This is a genomic window from Collimonas sp. OK412, assembly GCF_900112135.1.
Taxonomy (GTDB): domain Bacteria; phylum Pseudomonadota; class Gammaproteobacteria; order Burkholderiales; family Burkholderiaceae_D; genus Collimonas; species Collimonas rhizosphaerae.
Genome location: NZ_FOLC01000005.1, coordinates 129661 through 146339 on the forward strand (window position 1 = coordinate 129661; position 16679 = coordinate 146339).

Annotated in this window: 18 protein-coding genes; 11 read left to right on the forward strand and 7 right to left on the reverse strand. The window is 60.2% G+C overall.

Features of this window, described 5'->3' with window-relative positions:
• The first annotated feature begins 12 nt into the window (after positions 1–12).
• Complete coding sequence (locus BM062_RS07540; RefSeq protein ID WP_092395419.1) at positions 13–546, forward strand: hypothetical protein; 534 nt, start codon at positions 13–15, stop codon at positions 544–546.
• A gap of 10 nt (positions 547–556) precedes the next feature.
• Positions 557–2017, forward strand: coding sequence for an Asp-tRNA(Asn)/Glu-tRNA(Gln) amidotransferase subunit GatB (gene gatB, locus BM062_RS07545; RefSeq protein ID WP_092395421.1), 1461 nt, complete (start codon positions 557–559; stop codon positions 2015–2017).
• 58 nt (positions 2018–2075) lie between these two features.
• Here the strand turns inward: gatB and BM062_RS07550 are convergent, their stop codons facing one another.
• Positions 2076–2687 (reverse strand): DUF4124 domain-containing protein, encoded by a 612-nt coding sequence (locus BM062_RS07550; protein ID WP_175500922.1) that lies wholly within the window; start codon positions 2685–2687, stop codon positions 2076–2078.
• A 94-nt stretch (positions 2688–2781) separates the two neighbouring features.
• A complete protein-coding gene (pyrE, locus tag BM062_RS07555) occupies positions 2782–3447 on the reverse strand; it encodes an orotate phosphoribosyltransferase (RefSeq protein WP_092395425.1) in 666 nt (221 codons plus the stop codon).
• Between the two features lie 222 nt (positions 3448–3669).
• On the opposite strand from pyrE, the gene BM062_RS07560 reads away from it, so the two are divergent.
• Positions 3670–4437: an exodeoxyribonuclease III gene (locus BM062_RS07560; RefSeq protein WP_092395427.1), complete on the forward strand. Its 768-nt coding sequence runs from the start codon at positions 3670–3672 to the stop codon at positions 4435–4437.
• A gap of 1 nt (position 4438) precedes the next feature.
• On the opposite strand, the gene BM062_RS07565 is transcribed toward BM062_RS07560, so the two are convergent.
• The gene (locus BM062_RS07565) at positions 4439–5209 is read right to left on the reverse strand and encodes a class II glutamine amidotransferase (RefSeq protein ID WP_092395429.1); all 771 of its coding nucleotides are present in this window, start codon (positions 5207–5209) and stop codon (positions 4439–4441) included.
• Between the two features lie 224 nt (positions 5210–5433).
• Here BM062_RS07565 and BM062_RS07570 point away from each other — a divergent pair, with 224 nt between their 5' ends.
• Entirely contained in the window at positions 5434–6513 is a 1080-nt protein-coding gene (locus BM062_RS07570; protein WP_092395431.1) for a BMP family ABC transporter substrate-binding protein, read from the forward strand.
• A gap of 67 nt (positions 6514–6580) precedes the next feature.
• On the forward strand, positions 6581–7483 hold the full coding sequence (locus tag BM062_RS07575; RefSeq protein WP_175500923.1) for a LysR family transcriptional regulator: 903 nt from the start codon (positions 6581–6583) through the stop codon (positions 7481–7483).
• Between the two features lie 9 nt (positions 7484–7492).
• Here BM062_RS07575 and BM062_RS07580 read toward each other — a convergent pair whose 3' ends face one another.
• The gene (locus BM062_RS07580; RefSeq protein ID WP_092395435.1) at positions 7493–7651 is read right to left on the reverse strand and encodes a DUF3096 domain-containing protein; all 159 of its coding nucleotides are present in this window, start codon (positions 7649–7651) and stop codon (positions 7493–7495) included.
• A 23-nt stretch (positions 7652–7674) separates the two neighbouring features.
• On the opposite strand from BM062_RS07580, the gene BM062_RS07585 reads away from it, so the two are divergent.
• Entirely contained in the window at positions 7675–8064 is a 390-nt protein-coding gene (locus tag BM062_RS07585; protein WP_371326561.1) for a 2Fe-2S iron-sulfur cluster-binding protein, read from the forward strand.
• On the opposite strand, the gene BM062_RS07590 is transcribed toward BM062_RS07585, so the two are convergent.
• Positions 8056–8457, reverse strand: coding sequence for a tautomerase family protein (locus BM062_RS07590; protein ID WP_014008107.1), 402 nt, complete (start codon positions 8455–8457; stop codon positions 8056–8058). The genes BM062_RS07585 and BM062_RS07590 overlap by 9 nt on opposite strands.
• A 29-nt stretch (positions 8458–8486) precedes the next feature.
• Positions 8487–9119 carry a cysteine hydrolase family protein gene (locus tag BM062_RS07595; protein ID WP_254784985.1) on the reverse strand — a complete coding sequence of 211 codons (633 nt, stop codon included), beginning with the start codon at positions 9117–9119 and terminating at the stop codon, positions 8487–8489.
• 210 nt (positions 9120–9329) lie between these two features.
• Here BM062_RS07595 and BM062_RS07600 point away from each other — a divergent pair, with 210 nt between their 5' ends.
• Together BM062_RS07600 and BM062_RS07605 are read left to right on the forward strand one after the other, a co-directional pair.
• Positions 9330–9602, forward strand: a complete 273-nt coding sequence (locus BM062_RS07600) for a type II toxin-antitoxin system Phd/YefM family antitoxin (protein ID WP_092395439.1) — start codon at positions 9330–9332, stop codon at positions 9600–9602.
• Entirely contained in the window at positions 9599–9925 is a 327-nt protein-coding gene (locus BM062_RS07605) for a type II toxin-antitoxin system RelE/ParE family toxin (protein ID WP_092395441.1), read from the forward strand. The genes BM062_RS07600 and BM062_RS07605 overlap by 4 nt, the downstream gene beginning before the upstream one ends.
• 6 nt (positions 9926–9931) lie before the next feature.
• On the opposite strand, the gene BM062_RS07610 is transcribed toward BM062_RS07605, so the two are convergent.
• Positions 9932–10399: an Lrp/AsnC family transcriptional regulator gene (locus BM062_RS07610; RefSeq protein WP_014008110.1), complete on the reverse strand. Its 468-nt coding sequence runs from the start codon at positions 10397–10399 to the stop codon at positions 9932–9934.
• A gap of 238 nt (positions 10400–10637) precedes the next feature.
• On the opposite strand from BM062_RS07610, the gene rocD reads away from it, so the two are divergent.
• From rocD to metH, 3 genes are all read left to right on the forward strand, one after another.
• Complete coding sequence (gene rocD / locus BM062_RS07615) at positions 10638–11876, forward strand: ornithine--oxo-acid transaminase (protein ID WP_092395443.1); 1239 nt, start codon at positions 10638–10640, stop codon at positions 11874–11876.
• Positions 11873–12751, forward strand: coding sequence for a dimethylarginine dimethylaminohydrolase family protein (locus BM062_RS07620; RefSeq protein ID WP_092395445.1), 879 nt, complete (start codon positions 11873–11875; stop codon positions 12749–12751). The genes rocD and BM062_RS07620 overlap by 4 nt, the downstream gene beginning before the upstream one ends.
• A 119-nt stretch (positions 12752–12870) precedes the next feature.
• On the forward strand, positions 12871–16632 hold the full coding sequence (metH, locus tag BM062_RS07625) for a methionine synthase (RefSeq protein ID WP_092395447.1): 3762 nt from the start codon (positions 12871–12873) through the stop codon (positions 16630–16632).
• Positions 16633–16679 lie beyond the last annotated feature (47 nt).

Below are 16679 nucleotides of genomic sequence, written 5' to 3' on the forward strand. Positions count from 1 at the left end.
GATCGCCTCGTGATGTCATCGATCTTGCTTTTTTCCCGGAATCGCCGCGCCAGGCTGGCGGCATTGGCTTTGTTCGCCTTTGGCGCCACGCTGTTGACGCCGGCAATCCAGGCGCAGCAATTGCAGACCAAATTCGGCTGCAACCTGACGCGCGAAACGGATGGTGAAAAAGTGATCTACGGCGACACCGGTGAATTCAAGCTGGACGGCGACCGCATCGAAGCATTGCGCTGGGAATCGGCGCTGTACCGGCCGACCCACGGTTTCGAATGCAGCATCGACACCGGCGATGACCCGCAAGCCGAAGTCCGGCAGGATGGCGGCAAGGACAACTGGCGCATCACCTTGAAAGATGCGGCCGCCGCACGCCGCCAGCGCGGCTACGATTTTTACGATCACGGCATGAATTGCAGCATCCGCCTGCAGCGCGACGGCGACAGGTTGCACGTGATACCAAGCTGCCCGGCGCTGTGCGGCTCAAGAGCGAATTTTACGGAACTGTCGGTGGATTTGAAAACCGGCGAGTGTAGTTACCAAGATAAATAAGGAAATCATTATGCAGTGGGAAGTCGTGATCGGTCTGGAAACGCATACGCAACTCTCGACCAAGTCAAAAATCTTCAGCGGCTCGTCGACCCAGTTCGGCGCCGCTCCCAACACCCAGGCCAGCCCGGTCGACCTCGCGCTGCCTGGCGTGCTGCCGGTGCTCAACCGCGGCGCGGTGGAGCGTGCGATCCAGTTCGGCCTGGCGGTGAACGCGACGATTGCGCCGCAGTCGATCTTTGCGCGCAAAAACTATTTCTATCCTGACCTGCCGAAGGGCTACCAGATCAGTCAGTTTGAAATTCCGGTGGTCCAGGGCGGCAAGGTTTCCTTCGTGCTGGAAAAAGACGGCAAAAGCGAACTCAGGACCGTGCAGCTGACGCGCGCCCACCTGGAAGAAGACGCCGGCAAATCGCTGCATGAAGATTACCAGGGCATGAGCGGCATCGACCTCAACCGCGCCGGCACCCCGCTGCTGGAAATCGTCACGGAACCGGACATGCGCAGCGCCGCCGAAGCGGTGGCCTATGCCAAGGCGTTGCACTCGCTGGTGATGTGGCTGGGGATTTGCGACGGCAACATGCAGGAAGGATCGTTCCGCTGCGACGCCAACGTCTCGGTGCGCCCGGTCGGCCAGGCCGCTTACGGCACCCGCAGCGAAATCAAGAACCTGAACTCCTTCCGCTTCCTGGAAGAGGCCATCAACTACGAAGTGCGGCGCCAGATCGAAGTGATCGAAGACGGCGGCAAGGTGGTGCAGGAAACCCGCCTCTACGATCCTGACAAGAAGGAAACGCGCTCGATGCGCAGCAAGGAAGATTCCCAGGATTACCGCTATTTCCCGGATCCCGACCTGCCGCCGCTGGTGATCGGCGCGGAATGGGTTGAGCGCGTGCGGGCCACCATGCCGGAACTGCCGGGCGCGATGCGCGAGCGTTTCGTGCGCGATTTCGGCCTGTCGGAATACGACGCCGCAGTGCTGACCCAGTCGAAAGCGATGGCCGGCTACTTCGAAGCGGTTACCGTGAAAGCCGGCAAGGAGCAAGCCAAACCCGCCGCCAACTGGCTGATGGGCGACCTGTCTTCGGCGCTGAACCGTGAAAACGTCGAGGTTGCCGATGCGCCTGTCAGTGCGGTCCAGCTGGCAGTGCTGCTGCAGCGCATCGCCGACGGCACGATCTCCAACAAGATCGCCAAGGAAGTGTTCGGCGCCATGTGGGACGCCCGGTCCGCGCAGGAGAACCTGGCCGACGAGATTATCGAAAGCAAGGGACTGAAGCAGATTTCCGATAGCGGCGCGCTGGAAAAAATCATCGATGAAGTTTTGGCGGCCAACGCCAAATCGGTCGAGGAATTCCGCGCCGGCAAGGAAAAAGCGTTCAATGCCCTGATCGGCCAAGCCATGAAAGCCACCAAGGGCAAGGCCAATCCTGCGCAACTGACCGAGCTGCTGAAGCAGAAACTGACTGCTTAAAAAAAATAGCGGCTGGCGCTATCGCCAGCCGCTATGGCTTGACCATCTTCCTTCCTGCCTAGCGAGACACCTGCGCCTCCGGCATCGCACCAATCAATTCCCTGTAGTGTTTCAGCGTTTCGTCGAACTTGCCGTTGATGCGGCCTAGCTCAGCCTGGTGGTCCGCCATGCTTTTCTGGTTGTAGGCGATGTCGCGGTTGGCGTCGTCGATCTTGCTGCGCAGCGAGGCCGGCAAGGTTTTCCGGCGCTTGTAAAATTCAGCTTCGGTATTGGCGGCTTTCAGCTGGTTCTGCGCATCGTCGATGGCTACCTGGTCGCGTTTGATCAGGTCTTGCGACAGCGACAGGTAATAGCGGCGCGAAGCTTCGATGTCGGCTTCGCTGCGATAACGCGACAGCAGCGCGCGGTCCTGCTGGCGCCGCTGTTCTTCCGCCGCCTGCTCGACGCGGCGCTTGTCGTCCAGCGCCTGCTGCTGGCGCTTTTGCTCGGCCGTCAGCGGTGCCGGGATTTCGCGTTTGACCACGCCGGCCTTGCTCAGCTCCAGCACCTTGCTGTTGGAGCATTCCGGCATCGGATGGTCCCCGGTGATGGTGTGGCCGGCCGCATCCTTGCAGGTATAAATCTGGCCGTGCGCAAGCAACGGCAGCAGCCCAGCCGCACTGAAAAACAAACTCCGCAAAAAAGTTAGATCAATCCGATTCATTCCCATCATCCACGACAGCTACACATTGATTTGCCATCCGGCGCAGACGACGGGCCTGCCGTCATGCTACGCCGTAACGCTCGCGGTAAGCCGCCACTGCTGCCTGGTAGCGGTTCAGTTCAGCGTCGGCGCCAGCGCCGGAAATATATTCCAGCAAGTCGTTCAGGTTGCCGATCGAAATCACCGGCATGCCATACGCTTGCGTTACTTCTTCTACTGCCGAGTTGGCCGACAGCGCATCGTCCTTGCCGGATTTCTCCATCCGGTCCAGCGCGATCACCACCGCACATGGCGTGGCGCCGGCCGCGCGGATCATCTCTACCGATTCGCGCACCGAAGTGCCGGCCGAAATCACGTCGTCGATGATCAGCACGCGCCCCTTCAACGGCCCGCCGACGATATTGCCGCCCTCGCCGTGATCCTTGGCTTCCTTGCGGTTATAGGCAAACTGCACATTGCGTCCTTGCGCCGCCAGCGCCACCGCGGTCGCCGACGCCAGCGTGATGCCTTTATAAGCTGGCCCGAACAACATGTCAAATTGCAAACCAGAATCAATCAGGGTACGCGCATAAAACTGCGCCAGCTGCCCCAGCGCGGCGCCCTCGTTGAACATGCCCGCATTGAAGAAATACGGTGAGGTGCGCCCTGCCTTGGTCACGAACTCGCCGAATTTCAGTACTCCAGCCTTGACCGCAAATTCTATAAATTGTTGACGTAAATTGTTCAAAATGCACTCCAGACGGTTGAGGCTGACAAATTTTGTCGCTGTTTACGGCACATTAGCGACACCAGACCGCCATTTTAAATGGAGTTCATCCCTTCCACAGCAGTAAGTGCAAACACCATGCCTGCCCGCAGACCGTTTTTAACCTGCAACCTGCCTCGCGCACGACAACGGGCCTTCGGTTATCCTTAGGCATCTCCTTATACCCTTTTTTATCGACCAAACATGCCAAGAATCATTTCCGCCAATCTCAACGGTATCCGCTCAGCGGCCAGAAAAGGCTTTTTTGAATGGATGGCCAAGCAGTCAGCCGATTTCATCTGTGTCCAGGAACTGAAGGCGCAAGCCGCCGACATGACGCCGGAATTCCTGGCGCCGGAAGGCTACGTCGGCCACTTCCACTACGCTGAAAAGAAGGGTTATTCGGGCGTCGGCCTGTATAGCAAGCGTAAGCCCAACGCTGTGCGGATAGGCTTCGGCAATCCCGAATTCGACGCCGAAGGGCGTTATGTGGAGTGCGATTTTGGCGACCTGACGGTGATTTCGCTGTACTGCCCGTCCGGCTCCTCCAGCGAAGAACGGCAGATCGCCAAGTTCCGCTTCATGGAAGCCTTCCTGCCGCACCTGCAGCAACTCAGGGAAAGCGGCCGCGAAGTCGTCATCTGCGGCGACTGGAATATCGCGCACCAGGAACGCGACCTGAAAAACTGGAAGGGCAACAAGAAAAATTCCGGCTTCCTGCCGGAAGAACGCGCCTGGCTCACCCACCTGTTTGAACAAGTGGGCCTGGTCGACGTGTTTCGCCAGGTCGACCAGCGCGACGAACAATACACCTGGTGGAGCAACCGCGGCCAAGCCTGGGCCAAGAACGTCGGCTGGCGCATCGATTACCACATCTCCACTCCCGGCATCGCCGCCAATGCGCATGCCGTCGCCATCTACAAGGACGAGCGCTTCTCGGACCACGCGCCGCTGACGATCGACTACACCTGACTTAGGCCTGGACCGGCTGGCCGTCGACAAACACGATCAGCTCGCCTTCGCCGAACTTGGTCCACACTTCGTTGGTGGTGAGCGGTTCGGTGACGATCACCGCTACCCGGTCTTGCGGCGTCGTCACTTGCGAGAAGTCGACGCTGACGTCTTCGTCCGACAGATGGGCTTCGGCAAACGGAAACTGGCGCACGATGTAATACAGATTGGTGGAGCAATGCGTGTACAGGGCCGAGCCATCCGACAACATCACGTTGAAAGTACCGTGGGCGGCGATCTCCTGCGTCAGTTCGCGCACGGCGAGCGTCAGCTCGGCCTGCGCCGGCGGCGTATCGCCGAAACGGCGCCGCAGCTGCTGCAGCAGGTAGCAGAAAGCCAGTTCGCTGTCGGTATTGCCGACCGGCCGGTATGGCCCGTCCAGCTGCGGCGCAAATTCCTTGAGATCGCCGTTGTGGGCAAACACCCAGTAGCGGCCCCATAGCTCGCGCACAAACGGATGGCAGTTTTGCAAGGCGACCTGGCCCTGGGTAGCTTTGCGGATATGGGCGATGACATTTTTCGACTTGATCGGACAGCGCCGGATCAGCTCCGCTACCGGCGATGCAATTGCTGCCTGGTAATCGACGAAATGGCGCACGCCGCTGCCTTCGAAGAAGGCGATGCCCCAGCCGTCGCTATGATGGCCGGTCTGGCCGCCGCGGGTGGCGAACCCGGTAAAACTGAACACAATGTCGGTCGGCACATTGCAGTTCATTCCAAGTAACTGACACATATTCCTGAACCAAGTGAGATAAGCCGCTAATGACAGATCCTGCCTGTCGCCCGGTAACGTTATCACGCAGCAGCCGTAAGCAAAAGTTAAATATGGTGGCGATATCAGTTCGGCGCTATACCTTGTATAGCCTGCCTCAAATGGCCCGCGGCCGCTTTGCCAGCAATATGTACGGAAAATGAGCGCCGGCACCAGATCCGGCGCCTGACAAAGAGGAAGAGACAATGCCGCCGATCAGTCAAACGCCGCGTGCCGACGCACGCTCCCCCGCACCTTTCCCTATTCCCAGGCCAGAATACCCGCGCACCCGCTGGTGGCTGCTATTGCTGCCATTGGCGCTGCTGCTGGCCAGCGTCAGCGTTATCACCGGCGCCGCCGAACTGCCCAAGATCGTCTATGTGCGGCCGGTGCCCAACAATGACGACGTGCTGCTGCAGCAAGGAACCAGCGGCGTCAACAACGCCGCCAAGCTGTACCGGCTGCAAGCCAGCACCCTGGAAAGCCAGCCGACCCGCGCCGGCCGCCAGCAGCAGCTGGACAATGCGGTCCAGCAAGGCGCCGGGATCGTGGTGGTGATGGGCATCGAATTCAAGGAAATACTGGACAAGGTTGCGCGCCAGGCGCCGCAAACCCGCTTCCTGATCCTGGAACATTGCATCGATAATGCCGCCAGCAACATCACTTGCATCACTTTCCGGGAATCCGAAGCCAGCTACCTGGCCGGCATGCAAGCGGCACTGGCGTCGAGCAGCGGCAAGATCGGGCTGATCGGCGCCAGCAATACCGCATTGCGCCAAAAGAACAGCGCGGCTTTCGCCAACGGTGCGCGGGCCGCCAAGCCGGCAATTTCGGTGCATGAACCGCTGTGGGTGGAAGGCGCGCAACCTTTCAACGATCCGCCGCGCGCCGAGGCGCTGACCAAAACCATGCTGGGCGACGGCGTCGATGTCATCTGGGCCGCCGCCGCCGGCAGCAATCCCGGCATCTTCAAGACGCTGACGCCGCAATCGCGCGCCAAGGCGATCGGCAGCGGCGTCAACCAATGCATGCAAGCGCCGGGACGGGTGCTCGACAATGTCGAAGTCCATGCCGATACCGCGATTGTCCTGGCGGTGGGCCTGCTGGCGAACGGTTCGACCGCCTCGCGTTTTGACTTCGGCCTGAAAGAAGGCGCGGTGGCGCTGACCGCGCTGGGCCTGGACGCCGCTTATTCGGAATGCGAAATCCTGCGCCAGCGGCCGCTGCTGCTGAAGCTGCGCGAGACCGGCAGCGCCATCGCCAGCGGCAAGCTCAAAGTGGATTAGGACCTGTTGACCTGGCAGGCATGGCCCGATTCTGATAGCGTTGTGGTTTTATTCCGGGCGGAGCGGCATGGATCAACTGGCAGCGATGCGCGCATTCCGGCGCGTAGTCGAAACCGGCAGCTTCACCGCTGCGGCGGCAGAACTCAACCAGTCGCACACTATCGTCTCGCGCCAGGTGCGCCAGCTGGAGCTGGAGCTGGGCGCGCAGCTGCTGAACCGCACCACGCGCCGCTTCGCCCTGACCGAGGCCGGCCAGGAATATTATGAGCGCAGCCGCCAGATACTCGACCAGCTGGATGACGCCGCGCAAGCGGTGTCGGCGCACCAGGCGCGCCCGGCCGGCACCTTGCGGATCAACGCGCCGATGGCGTTCGGCACCCTGGAACTGGCGCAATGGCTGCCGCAGTTCATCCTCGCCAACCCGCAGCTCAAGGTTGACCTGGTCTGCAACGACCGCTTGGTCGACATCATCGAAGAAGGGTTCGACGTTGCGCTGCGCCTGACGCGCGCCCTGCCCGACTCGACCTTGGTCGCCAAGCGCCTGGCGACCTGCGGAATCCTGCTGGCGGCGGCGCCGGATTACCTGGAACGGCAAGGCGTGCCGCAGCAGCCGGCCGACCTGGCGCAGCACAATTGCCTGACTTACACGCTGGCGCAAAAGCCGAATGAATTCCTGTTCCAGGCCGCCGACGGCAGCGAACATGCAGTCAGCGTGCGCGGCAACCTGCAAGCCAACACCGGCATTGCATTACGCTCTGCAGCCTTGGCCGGCCTGGGCATTGCCGCCACCAGTTCGTTCATCGTGCATGAAGACTTGCGGCGCGGCGACCTGCTGCAGGTCTTGCCCGGGTACACGCTGAAACCGCGCGACCTGTATGCAATCTATCCGCAAAACCGGCACCTGTCGCCCAAGGTCAGGGCGTTTGTCGATTTTGCCGCTGACTGGTATCGCAGCCCGCGCTGGGAGTAATGGGCCTGCTTATAAATGCAGGTGAAAATGGCCGCCGCCGAACAAGCCAATCAGGCCGATGGCGATCAGGTAGAAAGCGACGATATAGTTCAAGAGTTTCGGCATGACCAGGATCAGGACGCCGGCGAGCAGGGAAACCACGGGTACGAGCGACAAATGAAGATTCATAGGCATTCTTTTTATGATGGAAAATGGCAAACACGCCCCGCTTCACAACGGAAACCGAGATTGCTGCCGGGCCGTCGATTTTACAAGATGAGCGCCATCATACGATGATTTTCCATACTGAATTCACTGTCCGCATCGAACCGAAGGGGTGGACCTTCACCACGCCGGAGGCCGTCCCTTTGCTGGAAGCCGCGCGCCGCTCCGCCATCAATTTGCCGAGTTCATGCAGGAACGGCACATGCCGCACCTGCATGTGCCGTCTGCTGAGCGGACAAATACGCTACCAGATCGAATGGCCGGGCCTGAGCAGCGATGAAAAGAAGGATGGCTACATCCTGCCCTGCATCGCCTATCCGCAATCCGACCTGGTCATCGAAGAACCCCGCGCCACAGCCCTGCCGACATCACGCTAGGCGCGCCGCCACGGCGCGATGCTGCTGCGTCAGCCCGCCAAAACCGTAAGCCGCGGCGCGTACGTCGTGGACATGGACATAACTTTCGTGATGCAGCTCGCCCAGCAATGCGCCGATTTCCTTGAAGACGGCGTCGATATACGCCGCCTTCTCGTCGGCGGTATTGGTCTCGTCGGTAATCCGGATATCGAGGAAAAAACTGGTTTTTCGCTGCGCCGCCAGGGACGGGCCGCCGACAAACCAGTGGGCCGGATCGACGTGCGAAATGGCGATCGAAGTCAGCTCCGGTTTCTTGTGCAGGATTGCCGCGGTCAGGCGCGACAGCGTGCTGGCGACCTTGGCGGAAACGACGGTGTCGGGCGTGGTGGATAGCAGTACGGTAAGGATAGGCATGATGTCAGCTCCATGTTTGGTTAAAAAACTCAGATGGCCAGTTCGAGGATTTCGCTGGTGGTACGGATTTCTGCGACGGCATCGGACAACCCGGTCAGCACCGCCTTGTGCAAGTCCTTGTGGCTGACCACGCTGCCGTCCCAGCTTTCGATGTCGCGGGTGGCGCTGGCGTCGCTGGCGATGATGACTTGATAGCCGTGGGCGCCGCCGTCGAAAGCGGAGGCCGCCACGCAATTGTTGGTCATCAGGCCGCTGATGATCAGTTTCTTGACACCGCGCGCCTGCAATTGCTGCTGCAGGTCGGTGCCGGCAAAAGAGCTCGGGAAAGTCTTGCGAATAATTGAATGATGCGCAGCGCGTTGCACCTCCGGATGGATTTCCGCCATGACGGTGTTTTGCGTAAACAGCGGCCGTTCGGCGGAACCCCATTGCTGGATATGGAATACCGGCATGCCATGCTTGTCGGCGAAGGCAATCAGGCGATTGGCGTTGCGCACCACCGCCAGCCCGTCAGGGATCGGCAGTTTTCCGGCGAAATATTCGTTCTGGATATCGATCACCAGCAAAGCCGTCGATTGCGGATCCAGGCTGGTGCTGGGAGCTGCGCCAACGATGGCGCGGATGGTCGGGTTGCCGCTTGGTTTTGCAGTCGAGTCAGTCATGTGAACTCCTGGTGGTGATCTGGAGTACACAGGTTAAGCCAGCGACCTAGCGGAGAACAGCAGGCTGGCGGCACATTATTTGTGCTGGAACAGCACAAATGCCTGAAAATTTAAATTTTCCGCTTTGCTTCGAGATACAAAGAAGACCAAATTCGGACTATAATCAGTCCATCAGTCGTAACAGCAGCTTCCAGCGGAAGGAGACCGGTAATGAAATTCTCGACTCAAGTCAAACCAATCAGCTACCTCAAGAGCCATGCGGCCGAGATCGTCAAGGACATCACCGAGAGCCGCGAGCCCATGCTTATTACCCAGAACGGCGAAGCCAAACTTGTCGTGATGGACGTGCGGTCATATGAGGAACACGAAGAAACCTTGTCCTTGCTGAAAATTCTGGCGCTAGGCAACCGCGAAATTGAACAAGGGCAGCTTCATTCCGTTGCTGACGTATTTGCGGAACTGGACAAAGAAGACGCGCAATGAGTTTTCAAGTCGTTTTCCTTAATTCGGCAAAGCTGGATTTGCAGGAACTGAAAACCTACATCACAAAGAATTTTGGCCAGGAAACGTGGCAGGCCAGTTACCGCAAACTGAAAGAAACCGTGCATGGCCTTGAGGATTTTCCCCTCAAAGGGAAAGTACCCGAAGAAATTCAAAGCCTGAATCTCACGCAATACCGGCAGGTCATCTCTGGCATGAACCGGATCATTTATGAAATCCGCCAGCAGACCGTCTTTATCCACATCGTCTGCGATACCCGCAAGGACATGAGATCGCTGCTGACTAAACGATTGCTGAGAATCTAGCTCCGCTTAATCTGCCAGCGGCAACGGACTGGACGGCTTGATCTCCTCCAGGCAAACCATGGACCGCACCCCCGCCACTCCCGGCACTTGCATCAGGCGATCGGTCAGGAACGCCGACAGCGATTTCAGGTCGCTGGCCGCCACCTTCAGCAAATAATCGAAATCACCCGAGATCGTGTAGCACTCCAGGATTTCCGGGAACAGCCGGATCGCCTTTTCCAGCTTGCGCACCTGCTTGAACTGTTCGCGCGCGATGTTCAGGTTGACGAAGGCCACCACTCCGAGTCCGATCGCGGCCGGCTCCACCTGCGCCGCATAGCCGCGGATGATGCCGTCTTTCTCCAGCCGCTGCACGCGCCGGTAGCACTGCGGCGGCGACAGGTTGACTTGCTCCGACAGCTCCACATTCGATGCGCGGCCGTTAGCCTGCAGGGTTCGCAGCAAAATACGGTCGTAGCGGTCGAGTTTTTCCATCCCAATCTCCTTTTATGCATGATTCGTGCACATTACAGTGAATTCATGAGCAATTATGCACAAATATTTCCAGTGCTTGTGATTATCATGTAACCAGATACAGCACACCTATAAAACAGCATTTTGCAGCTACCTCTAAGCACCGCAGCCGGCGCCCGCCAGCCGGGACCAGATGCGATTGGCGTTTGCGCCGGTCCATGCGCTAGGTTTTTAGAAGTGGCCTCACCAGGAGCCGACCATGAAGAACCATGCAATAACTCTCGAAGACCGATACTGCGCCCACAACTATGAACCGCTGCCGGTAGTGCTCAGCAGCGGCAAAGGCATCTGGCTGTGGGACCAGGACGGCAAGCGTTACATGGACATGATGTCGGCCTATTCCGCAGTCAGTTTCGGCCACAGCCATCCGGCCCTGGTGGCGGCATTGAGCAAGCAGGCCGGCCAGCTGGCCGTGGTCTCGCGGGCGTTTTACAGCGACCAGCTGGGGCCTTTCCTGCAATTGCTGTGCGAAATGACCGGCATGCCCAAGGCGCTGCCGATGAACAGCGGCGCCGAGGCCGTCGAAACCGCCATCAAGGCAGCCCGCAAATGGGGCCACAAGGTAAAAGGCATCGCCGACCAGACAGCTGAAATCATCGTCTGCCGCGGCAATTTCGCCGGCCGCACCACGACCATCGTCGGTTTCTCGTCGGAAGCCCAGTACCGCGACGGCTTCGGCCCGTTTTCCGGCGGCTTCGCCACGGTGCCGTTCGGCGACGCCGCGGCGCTGGAAGCCGCCATCACACCGCGCACCGCCGCTTTCCTGGTGGAGCCGATCCAGGGCGAAGCCGGCATCATCGTGCCGCCCGAAGGCTACCTGGCGAAGTGCCGCGAAATCTGCGACCGCCACAATGTGCTCCTGATCTGCGACGAAGTGCAGACCGGGCTGGGCCGCACCGGCCGCCTGCTGGCCAGCGACCACGACGGCATCAAGCCGGACGGCCTGATCCTCGGCAAGGCGCTGGGCGGCGGCTTGCTGCCGGTCTCGGCCTTCCTGGCCAGGGAAGACCTGATGGCTGTATTTACGCCCGGCGACCATGGCAGCACCTTCGGCGGCAATCCGCTGTCGGCCGCGGTCGGCCATGCCGCCTTGCGCCTGTTGCGCGAAGAAAAGCTGGCAGACAACGCGCAGCGCATGGGTGAGCGCTTGCTCACCGGGCTGCGGGCGATACAGCACCCGGCCATCCGCCAGGTCCGCGGCAAAGGCTTGCTGATCGGCATGGATCTCGACCCCGGCTTCATTTCCGCGCGCGAATTCTGCGAACGCCTGATGCAGCAAGGGATCCTGTCGAAAGACACGCACGACACGGTGGTGCGCTTTGCGCCGCCGCTGATCATTACCGCCAACGATATCGACGCTGCGCTGGAAGCGATCAAGCACACGTTTTCATCTTTACTCACACCCCCCGCTCACCTGACCGAAAGGAGCTACGCATGACCAACCACCTGCTGGACCATACCGCGGACGACACATTCCTCATGTGTGCTCCGGACCACTTTGAAGTGTCCTACGTCATTAATCCGTGGATGGCTGGCAATGTCGCGCATGGCAACCGGAGTCTCGCCATGCAGCAATGGCTGGCGCTGGTGGAAGCCATCGGACAGGTAGCGAAGATCAAGATGATGCCGGCCATGCCGGGTGTGCCTGACCTGGTGTTTACCGCCAATGCCGGCGTGGTGCTGGGCAACAAGGTGGTGCTGTCGCGTTTCCGCCACGTCGAGCGGCAAGCCGAGGAAGTGTATTTCGAGGCGGCGTTTACCGCCCATGGCTTCGAGGTCCTGACCCTGCCGCCGGAACTGCCTTTCGAAGGCGCCGGCGACGCCTTGATGGACCGCAGCGAAAACCTGCTGTGGTTCGGCCATGGCCACCGTTCCGACGTCGCCTGCGCAACCAGGCTGTCCGAGCTGCTGGAGATCGAAGTGCAGCCGTTGAAGCTGGTCGATGCCCGCTTCTATCACCTCGATACCTGCTTCTGCCCGTTGGCCGGCGGCTATGTCATGTATTTCCCGGAAGCCTTCGACGCTGCCTCGCAAGCGCACATTGCGGCGCGCGTTCCTGCCGACAAGCGGATCATCGTCGGCAGCGAAGACGCCTTGCATTTTGCTTGCAATACCGTCAATTCCGGCCGCCACATCTTCCTGAACCAGGCATCCGACACCCTGGTGACGCAGTTGCAGGCGCACGGTTTTGTTGTGCATCAGACAGCATTGACCGAGTTCCTCAAGGCCGGCGGCGCAGCGAAGTGCCTCACCCTGAAGCTCAATGAACCGCAGCAGACAGTCTCGCCGCAGGTCAGCCAGCAAGCGGCGTAGCAGCCAAGGAGCGTACGCAAGCCCTTGATTTAACGTATAATTTCTGGCATTGCCGTTGCAAAAAACCCGGCGCTATCGGCGACCGGGTTTTTTGCGTCCCCACTGACCAGAGTACGTTAATGACACCAACCGCTGCAGCTTCGACCGTATCCACCGAAACCCGCCTGCGCCAGCTGCTTGCGCAGCGCATCCTGATCCTGGATGGCGCGATGGGCACCATGATCCAGCAGTACAAGCTGACGGAAGAAGATTATCGCGGCGGTCCCAAGGGCCGTTTCATCGACTTTACCGGCCCCGGCCGCGAGCTGTTCGTCAAAGGCAATAACGAACTGCTGTCGCTGACCCAGCCGCACATCATCAGCGAAGTCCATGAGCAGTACCTGGCGGCCGGCGCCGACCTGATCGAGACCAACACCTTCGGCGCCACCACGGTGGCCCAGGACGATTACCATATGGCGCAGCTGGCCTATGAGATGAACGTGGTTTCGGCCAAGCTGGCGCGCGCCGCCTGCGACAAGTACTCGACGCCGGACAAGCCGCGCTTCGTCGCCGGCGCACTGGGGCCGACGCCAAAGACAGCGTCGATTTCGCCCGACGTCAACGATCCAGCCGCGCGCAACGTCACGTTCGACCAGCTGGTCGCTGCCTACCTGGAACAGACGCGCGGCCTGGTCGAGGGCGGCGCCGACGTGCTGCTGGTCGAAACCATTTTCGACACGCTCAACTGCAAGGCAGCGCTGTTCGCCATCGACACCTTCTTTGAAGAATCCGGCCTGCGCCTGCCGATCATGATTTCCGGCACCGTCACCGACGCTTCCGGCCGCATCCTGTCGGGACAAACCGTGCCGGCGTTCTGGAATTCGATCCGCCACGCCAAGCCGCTGACGGTCGGCCTCAACTGCGCGCTGGGCGCGGCCTTGATGCGGCCTTACGCTGAAGAGCTGTCGAAAATCGCCGATACCTTCGTCTGCATTTATCCGAACGCCGGCTTGCCCAACCCGATGAGCGACACCGGCTTCGATGAAACCCCGGACGTCACCTCGTCGCTGCTCAAGGATTTCGCCGAAAGCGGCTTCGTCAACATCGCCGGCGGCTGCTGCGGCACTACGCCGCCGCATATCAGGGCGATTGCCGACACCGTCGCCAAGATCCCGCCGCGCGCCGTGCCGGAGACCACGCATGAAATGCGCCTGTCGGGACTGGAGCCGTTCACCGTCGACGACGACTCGCTGTTCGTCAACGTCGGCGAACGCACCAACGTCACCGGCTCCAAGGCGTTCGCACGCCTGATCCTCAACGAACAGTACGATGAAGCGCTGGCGGTAGCGCGCCAGCAGGTCGAGAACGGCGCGCAAGTCATCGATATCAACATGGATGAGGCGATGCTTGATTCGATGGCGGCGATGCAGCGCTTCCTCAACCTGATCGCCTCCGAACCCGACATCGCGCGGGTGCCGATCATGATCGATTCGTCCAAATGGACAGTGATCGAAGCCGGCCTGAAGTGCGTGCAAGGCAAGGCGATCGTCAACTCGATCTCGATGAAGGAAGGCGAACCGGAATTCCTGCGCCAGGCCAAGCTGTGCCGCCGCTACGGCGCCGCCGTGATCGTCATGGCCTTCGATGAAAAAGGCCAGGCCGACACCTTCGAACGCAAGATCGAAATCTGCGAACGCGCCTACCGGTTGCTGGTGGACCAGATCGGTTTCCCGCCGGAAGACATCATTTTCGATCCGAACATTTTCGCCATCGCCACCGGTATCGAAGAACACAACAACTACGCCGTCGATTTCATCAACGCCACCCGCTGGATACGCGAGAACCTGCCGCACGCCAAGATCAGCGGCGGCGTCTCCAACGTCAGCTTCAGCTTCCGCGGCAATGATCCGGCGCGCGAAGCGATCCATACCGTATTCCTGTACCACGCGATCAAGGCCGGCATGACCATGGGCATCGTCAACGCCGGCATGATGGGCGTCTACGACAACCTGCCGGCCGAATTGCGCGAGCGGGTCGAGGACGTGGTGCTGAACCGCCGTGAAGACGCGACCGAGCGCATGATCGAGATCGCCTCGACCCTGAAGGCCGGCGACAAGAAGGAAGAAGCAACGCTGGAATGGCGCAGCGGCACCGTGCAGCAGCGGCTGGCGCATGCGCTGGTGCAAGGCATCACGCAGTGGATCGTCGAAGACACGGAAGAAGCGCGCCAGGAATTGCTGGGCAACGGCGGCCGGCCTATCCATGTGATCGAAGGCCCGCTGATGGACGGCATGAATATCGTCGGCGACCTGTTCGGCCAGGGCAAGATGTTCCTGCCGCAGGTGGTCAAGTCGGCGCGCGTGATGAAACAGGCGGTGGCTCACCTGATTCCCTACATCGAGGAAGAAAAGCGCCTGCATGAAGAACTGACCGGCATCGCCGCCAAGCCCAAGGGCAAGATCGTGATCGCCACGGTCAAGGGCGACGTGCACGACATCGGCAAGAACATCGTGTCCGTGGTCCTGCAATGCAACAACTTTGAAGTGGTGAACATGGGCGTGATGGTGCCGTGTTCGGAAATCCTGGCCATGGCGAAAGCCGAGAACGCCGACATCATCGGCCTGAGCGGCCTGATCACGCCGTCGCTGGAAGAAATGGCGCACGTCGCCAAGGAAATGCAGCGCGACCCGTATTTCCGCAGCGTCAAGATGCCTCTGCTGATCGGCGGCGCCACCACCAGCCGCGCCCATACCGCGGTGAAGATTGCGCCGAACTACGAAGGACCGGTGGTTTACGTGCCTGATGCATCGCGCTCGGTTTCAGTCGCGCAGTCGTTGCTCACGCCGGAGCAGCGCGACCAGTACATCGATGAAATCGCGGTCGATTACGAACGCATACGCGAACAGCACGCCAACAAGAAGGCGGTGCCTTTGCTGACCCTGGCGGCGGCTCGCGAGAATCGCGCGCGGCTCCGGTTTGCGCCGGTCAAGCCGAAATTCATCGGCCGCCGCGTATTCAAGAACGTCGACCTCGGCACGCTGGCGCGCTACATCGACTGGGGCCCGTTCTTCCAGACCTGGGACCTGGCCGGCCCGTATCCTGCCATCCTCAAGGATGAAGTGGTGGGCGAAGCCGCCAGCAAGGTGTTCGAAGAAGGCCAGGCGCTGCTGAAGAAGCTGATCGACGGCCGCTGGCTGACCGCCAACGGCGTCATCGCGCTGATGCCGGCCAATACGGTGAACGACGACGATATTGAAATCTATACCGATGAAACGCGAGAGAAAGTCGCATTCACTTACTACGGCCTGCGCCAGCAAACCGTGAAGCCGGTGATCGACGGCGTGCCCCGGCCCAACCAGTGCCTGTCCGACTTCATTGCGCCGAAGTCGTCCGGGATTGCCGACTATATCGGCCTGTTCGCCGTCACCAGCGGCATCGGCATCGAGAAATACGAAAAACGCTTCGAGGATGCCCACGACGATTATTCCTCGATCATGCTGAAATCGCTGGCCGACCGCCTGGCGGAAGCCTTTGCCGAATACATGCACGAACGGGTGCGCAAGGACCTGTGGGGTTACGTGCCTGACGAAAGCCTGTCCAACGAAGCCCTGATCAAGGAAAGCTACAGCGGCATCCGCCCTGCTCCCGGTTATCCCGCCTGCCCGGAACACACGGTCAAGGCCGACATGTTCCAGCTCTTGCAGTGCGACGAGATCGGCATGCAGGTCACCGAATCGTTCGCCATGTTCCCTGGCGCCGCGGTATCGGGCTTTTATTTTGCCCATCCTGAATCGAAGTATTTCGTGGTCGGCAAGATCGGCGACGACCAGGTCAGCGACATGGCGGCGCGGCGCGATGTCAGCAAAGACGATGTCGAACGCTGGCTGGCGCCGAATTTGTAAATCGCACTTATAAAAAAGGGAGCGTTTTGAAACGCTCCCTTTTTTTC

Excerpts from the sequence above, each read along its gene's own strand:
- BM062_RS07540 (WP_092395419.1), top strand. The coding sequence starts at position 13 with ATGTCATCGATCTTGCTTTTTTCCCGGAATCGCCGCGCCAGGCTGGCG.
- gatB (WP_092395421.1), top strand. The coding sequence starts at position 557 with ATGCAGTGGGAAGTCGTGATCGGTCTGGAAACGCATACGCAACTCTCG.
- BM062_RS07560 (WP_092395427.1), top strand. The coding sequence starts at position 3,670 with ATGCCAAGAATCATTTCCGCCAATCTCAACGGTATCCGCTCAGCGGCC.
- BM062_RS07565 (WP_092395429.1), bottom strand. The coding sequence starts at position 5,209 with ATGTGTCAGTTACTTGGAATGAACTGCAATGTGCCGACCGACATTGTG.
- BM062_RS07570 (WP_092395431.1), top strand. The coding sequence starts at position 5,434 with ATGCCGCCGATCAGTCAAACGCCGCGTGCCGACGCACGCTCCCCCGCA.
- BM062_RS07575 (WP_175500923.1), top strand. The coding sequence starts at position 6,581 with ATGGATCAACTGGCAGCGATGCGCGCATTCCGGCGCGTAGTCGAAACC.
- BM062_RS07580 (WP_092395435.1), bottom strand. The coding sequence starts at position 7,651 with ATGAATCTTCATTTGTCGCTCGTACCCGTGGTTTCCCTGCTCGCCGGC.
- BM062_RS07585 (WP_371326561.1), top strand. The coding sequence starts at position 7,675 with ATGGCAAACACGCCCCGCTTCACAACGGAAACCGAGATTGCTGCCGGG.
- BM062_RS07590 (WP_014008107.1), bottom strand. The coding sequence starts at position 8,457 with ATGCCTATCCTTACCGTACTGCTATCCACCACGCCCGACACCGTCGTT.
- BM062_RS07595 (WP_254784985.1), bottom strand. The coding sequence starts at position 9,119 with ATGACTGACTCGACTGCAAAACCAAGCGGCAACCCGACCATCCGCGCC.
- BM062_RS07600 (WP_092395439.1), top strand. The coding sequence starts at position 9,330 with ATGAAATTCTCGACTCAAGTCAAACCAATCAGCTACCTCAAGAGCCAT.
- BM062_RS07605 (WP_092395441.1), top strand. The coding sequence starts at position 9,599 with ATGAGTTTTCAAGTCGTTTTCCTTAATTCGGCAAAGCTGGATTTGCAG.
- BM062_RS07610 (WP_014008110.1), bottom strand. The coding sequence starts at position 10,399 with ATGGAAAAACTCGACCGCTACGACCGTATTTTGCTGCGAACCCTGCAG.
- rocD (WP_092395443.1), top strand. The coding sequence starts at position 10,638 with ATGAAGAACCATGCAATAACTCTCGAAGACCGATACTGCGCCCACAAC.
- BM062_RS07620 (WP_092395445.1), top strand. The coding sequence starts at position 11,873 with ATGACCAACCACCTGCTGGACCATACCGCGGACGACACATTCCTCATG.
- metH (WP_092395447.1), top strand. The coding sequence starts at position 12,871 with ATGACACCAACCGCTGCAGCTTCGACCGTATCCACCGAAACCCGCCTG.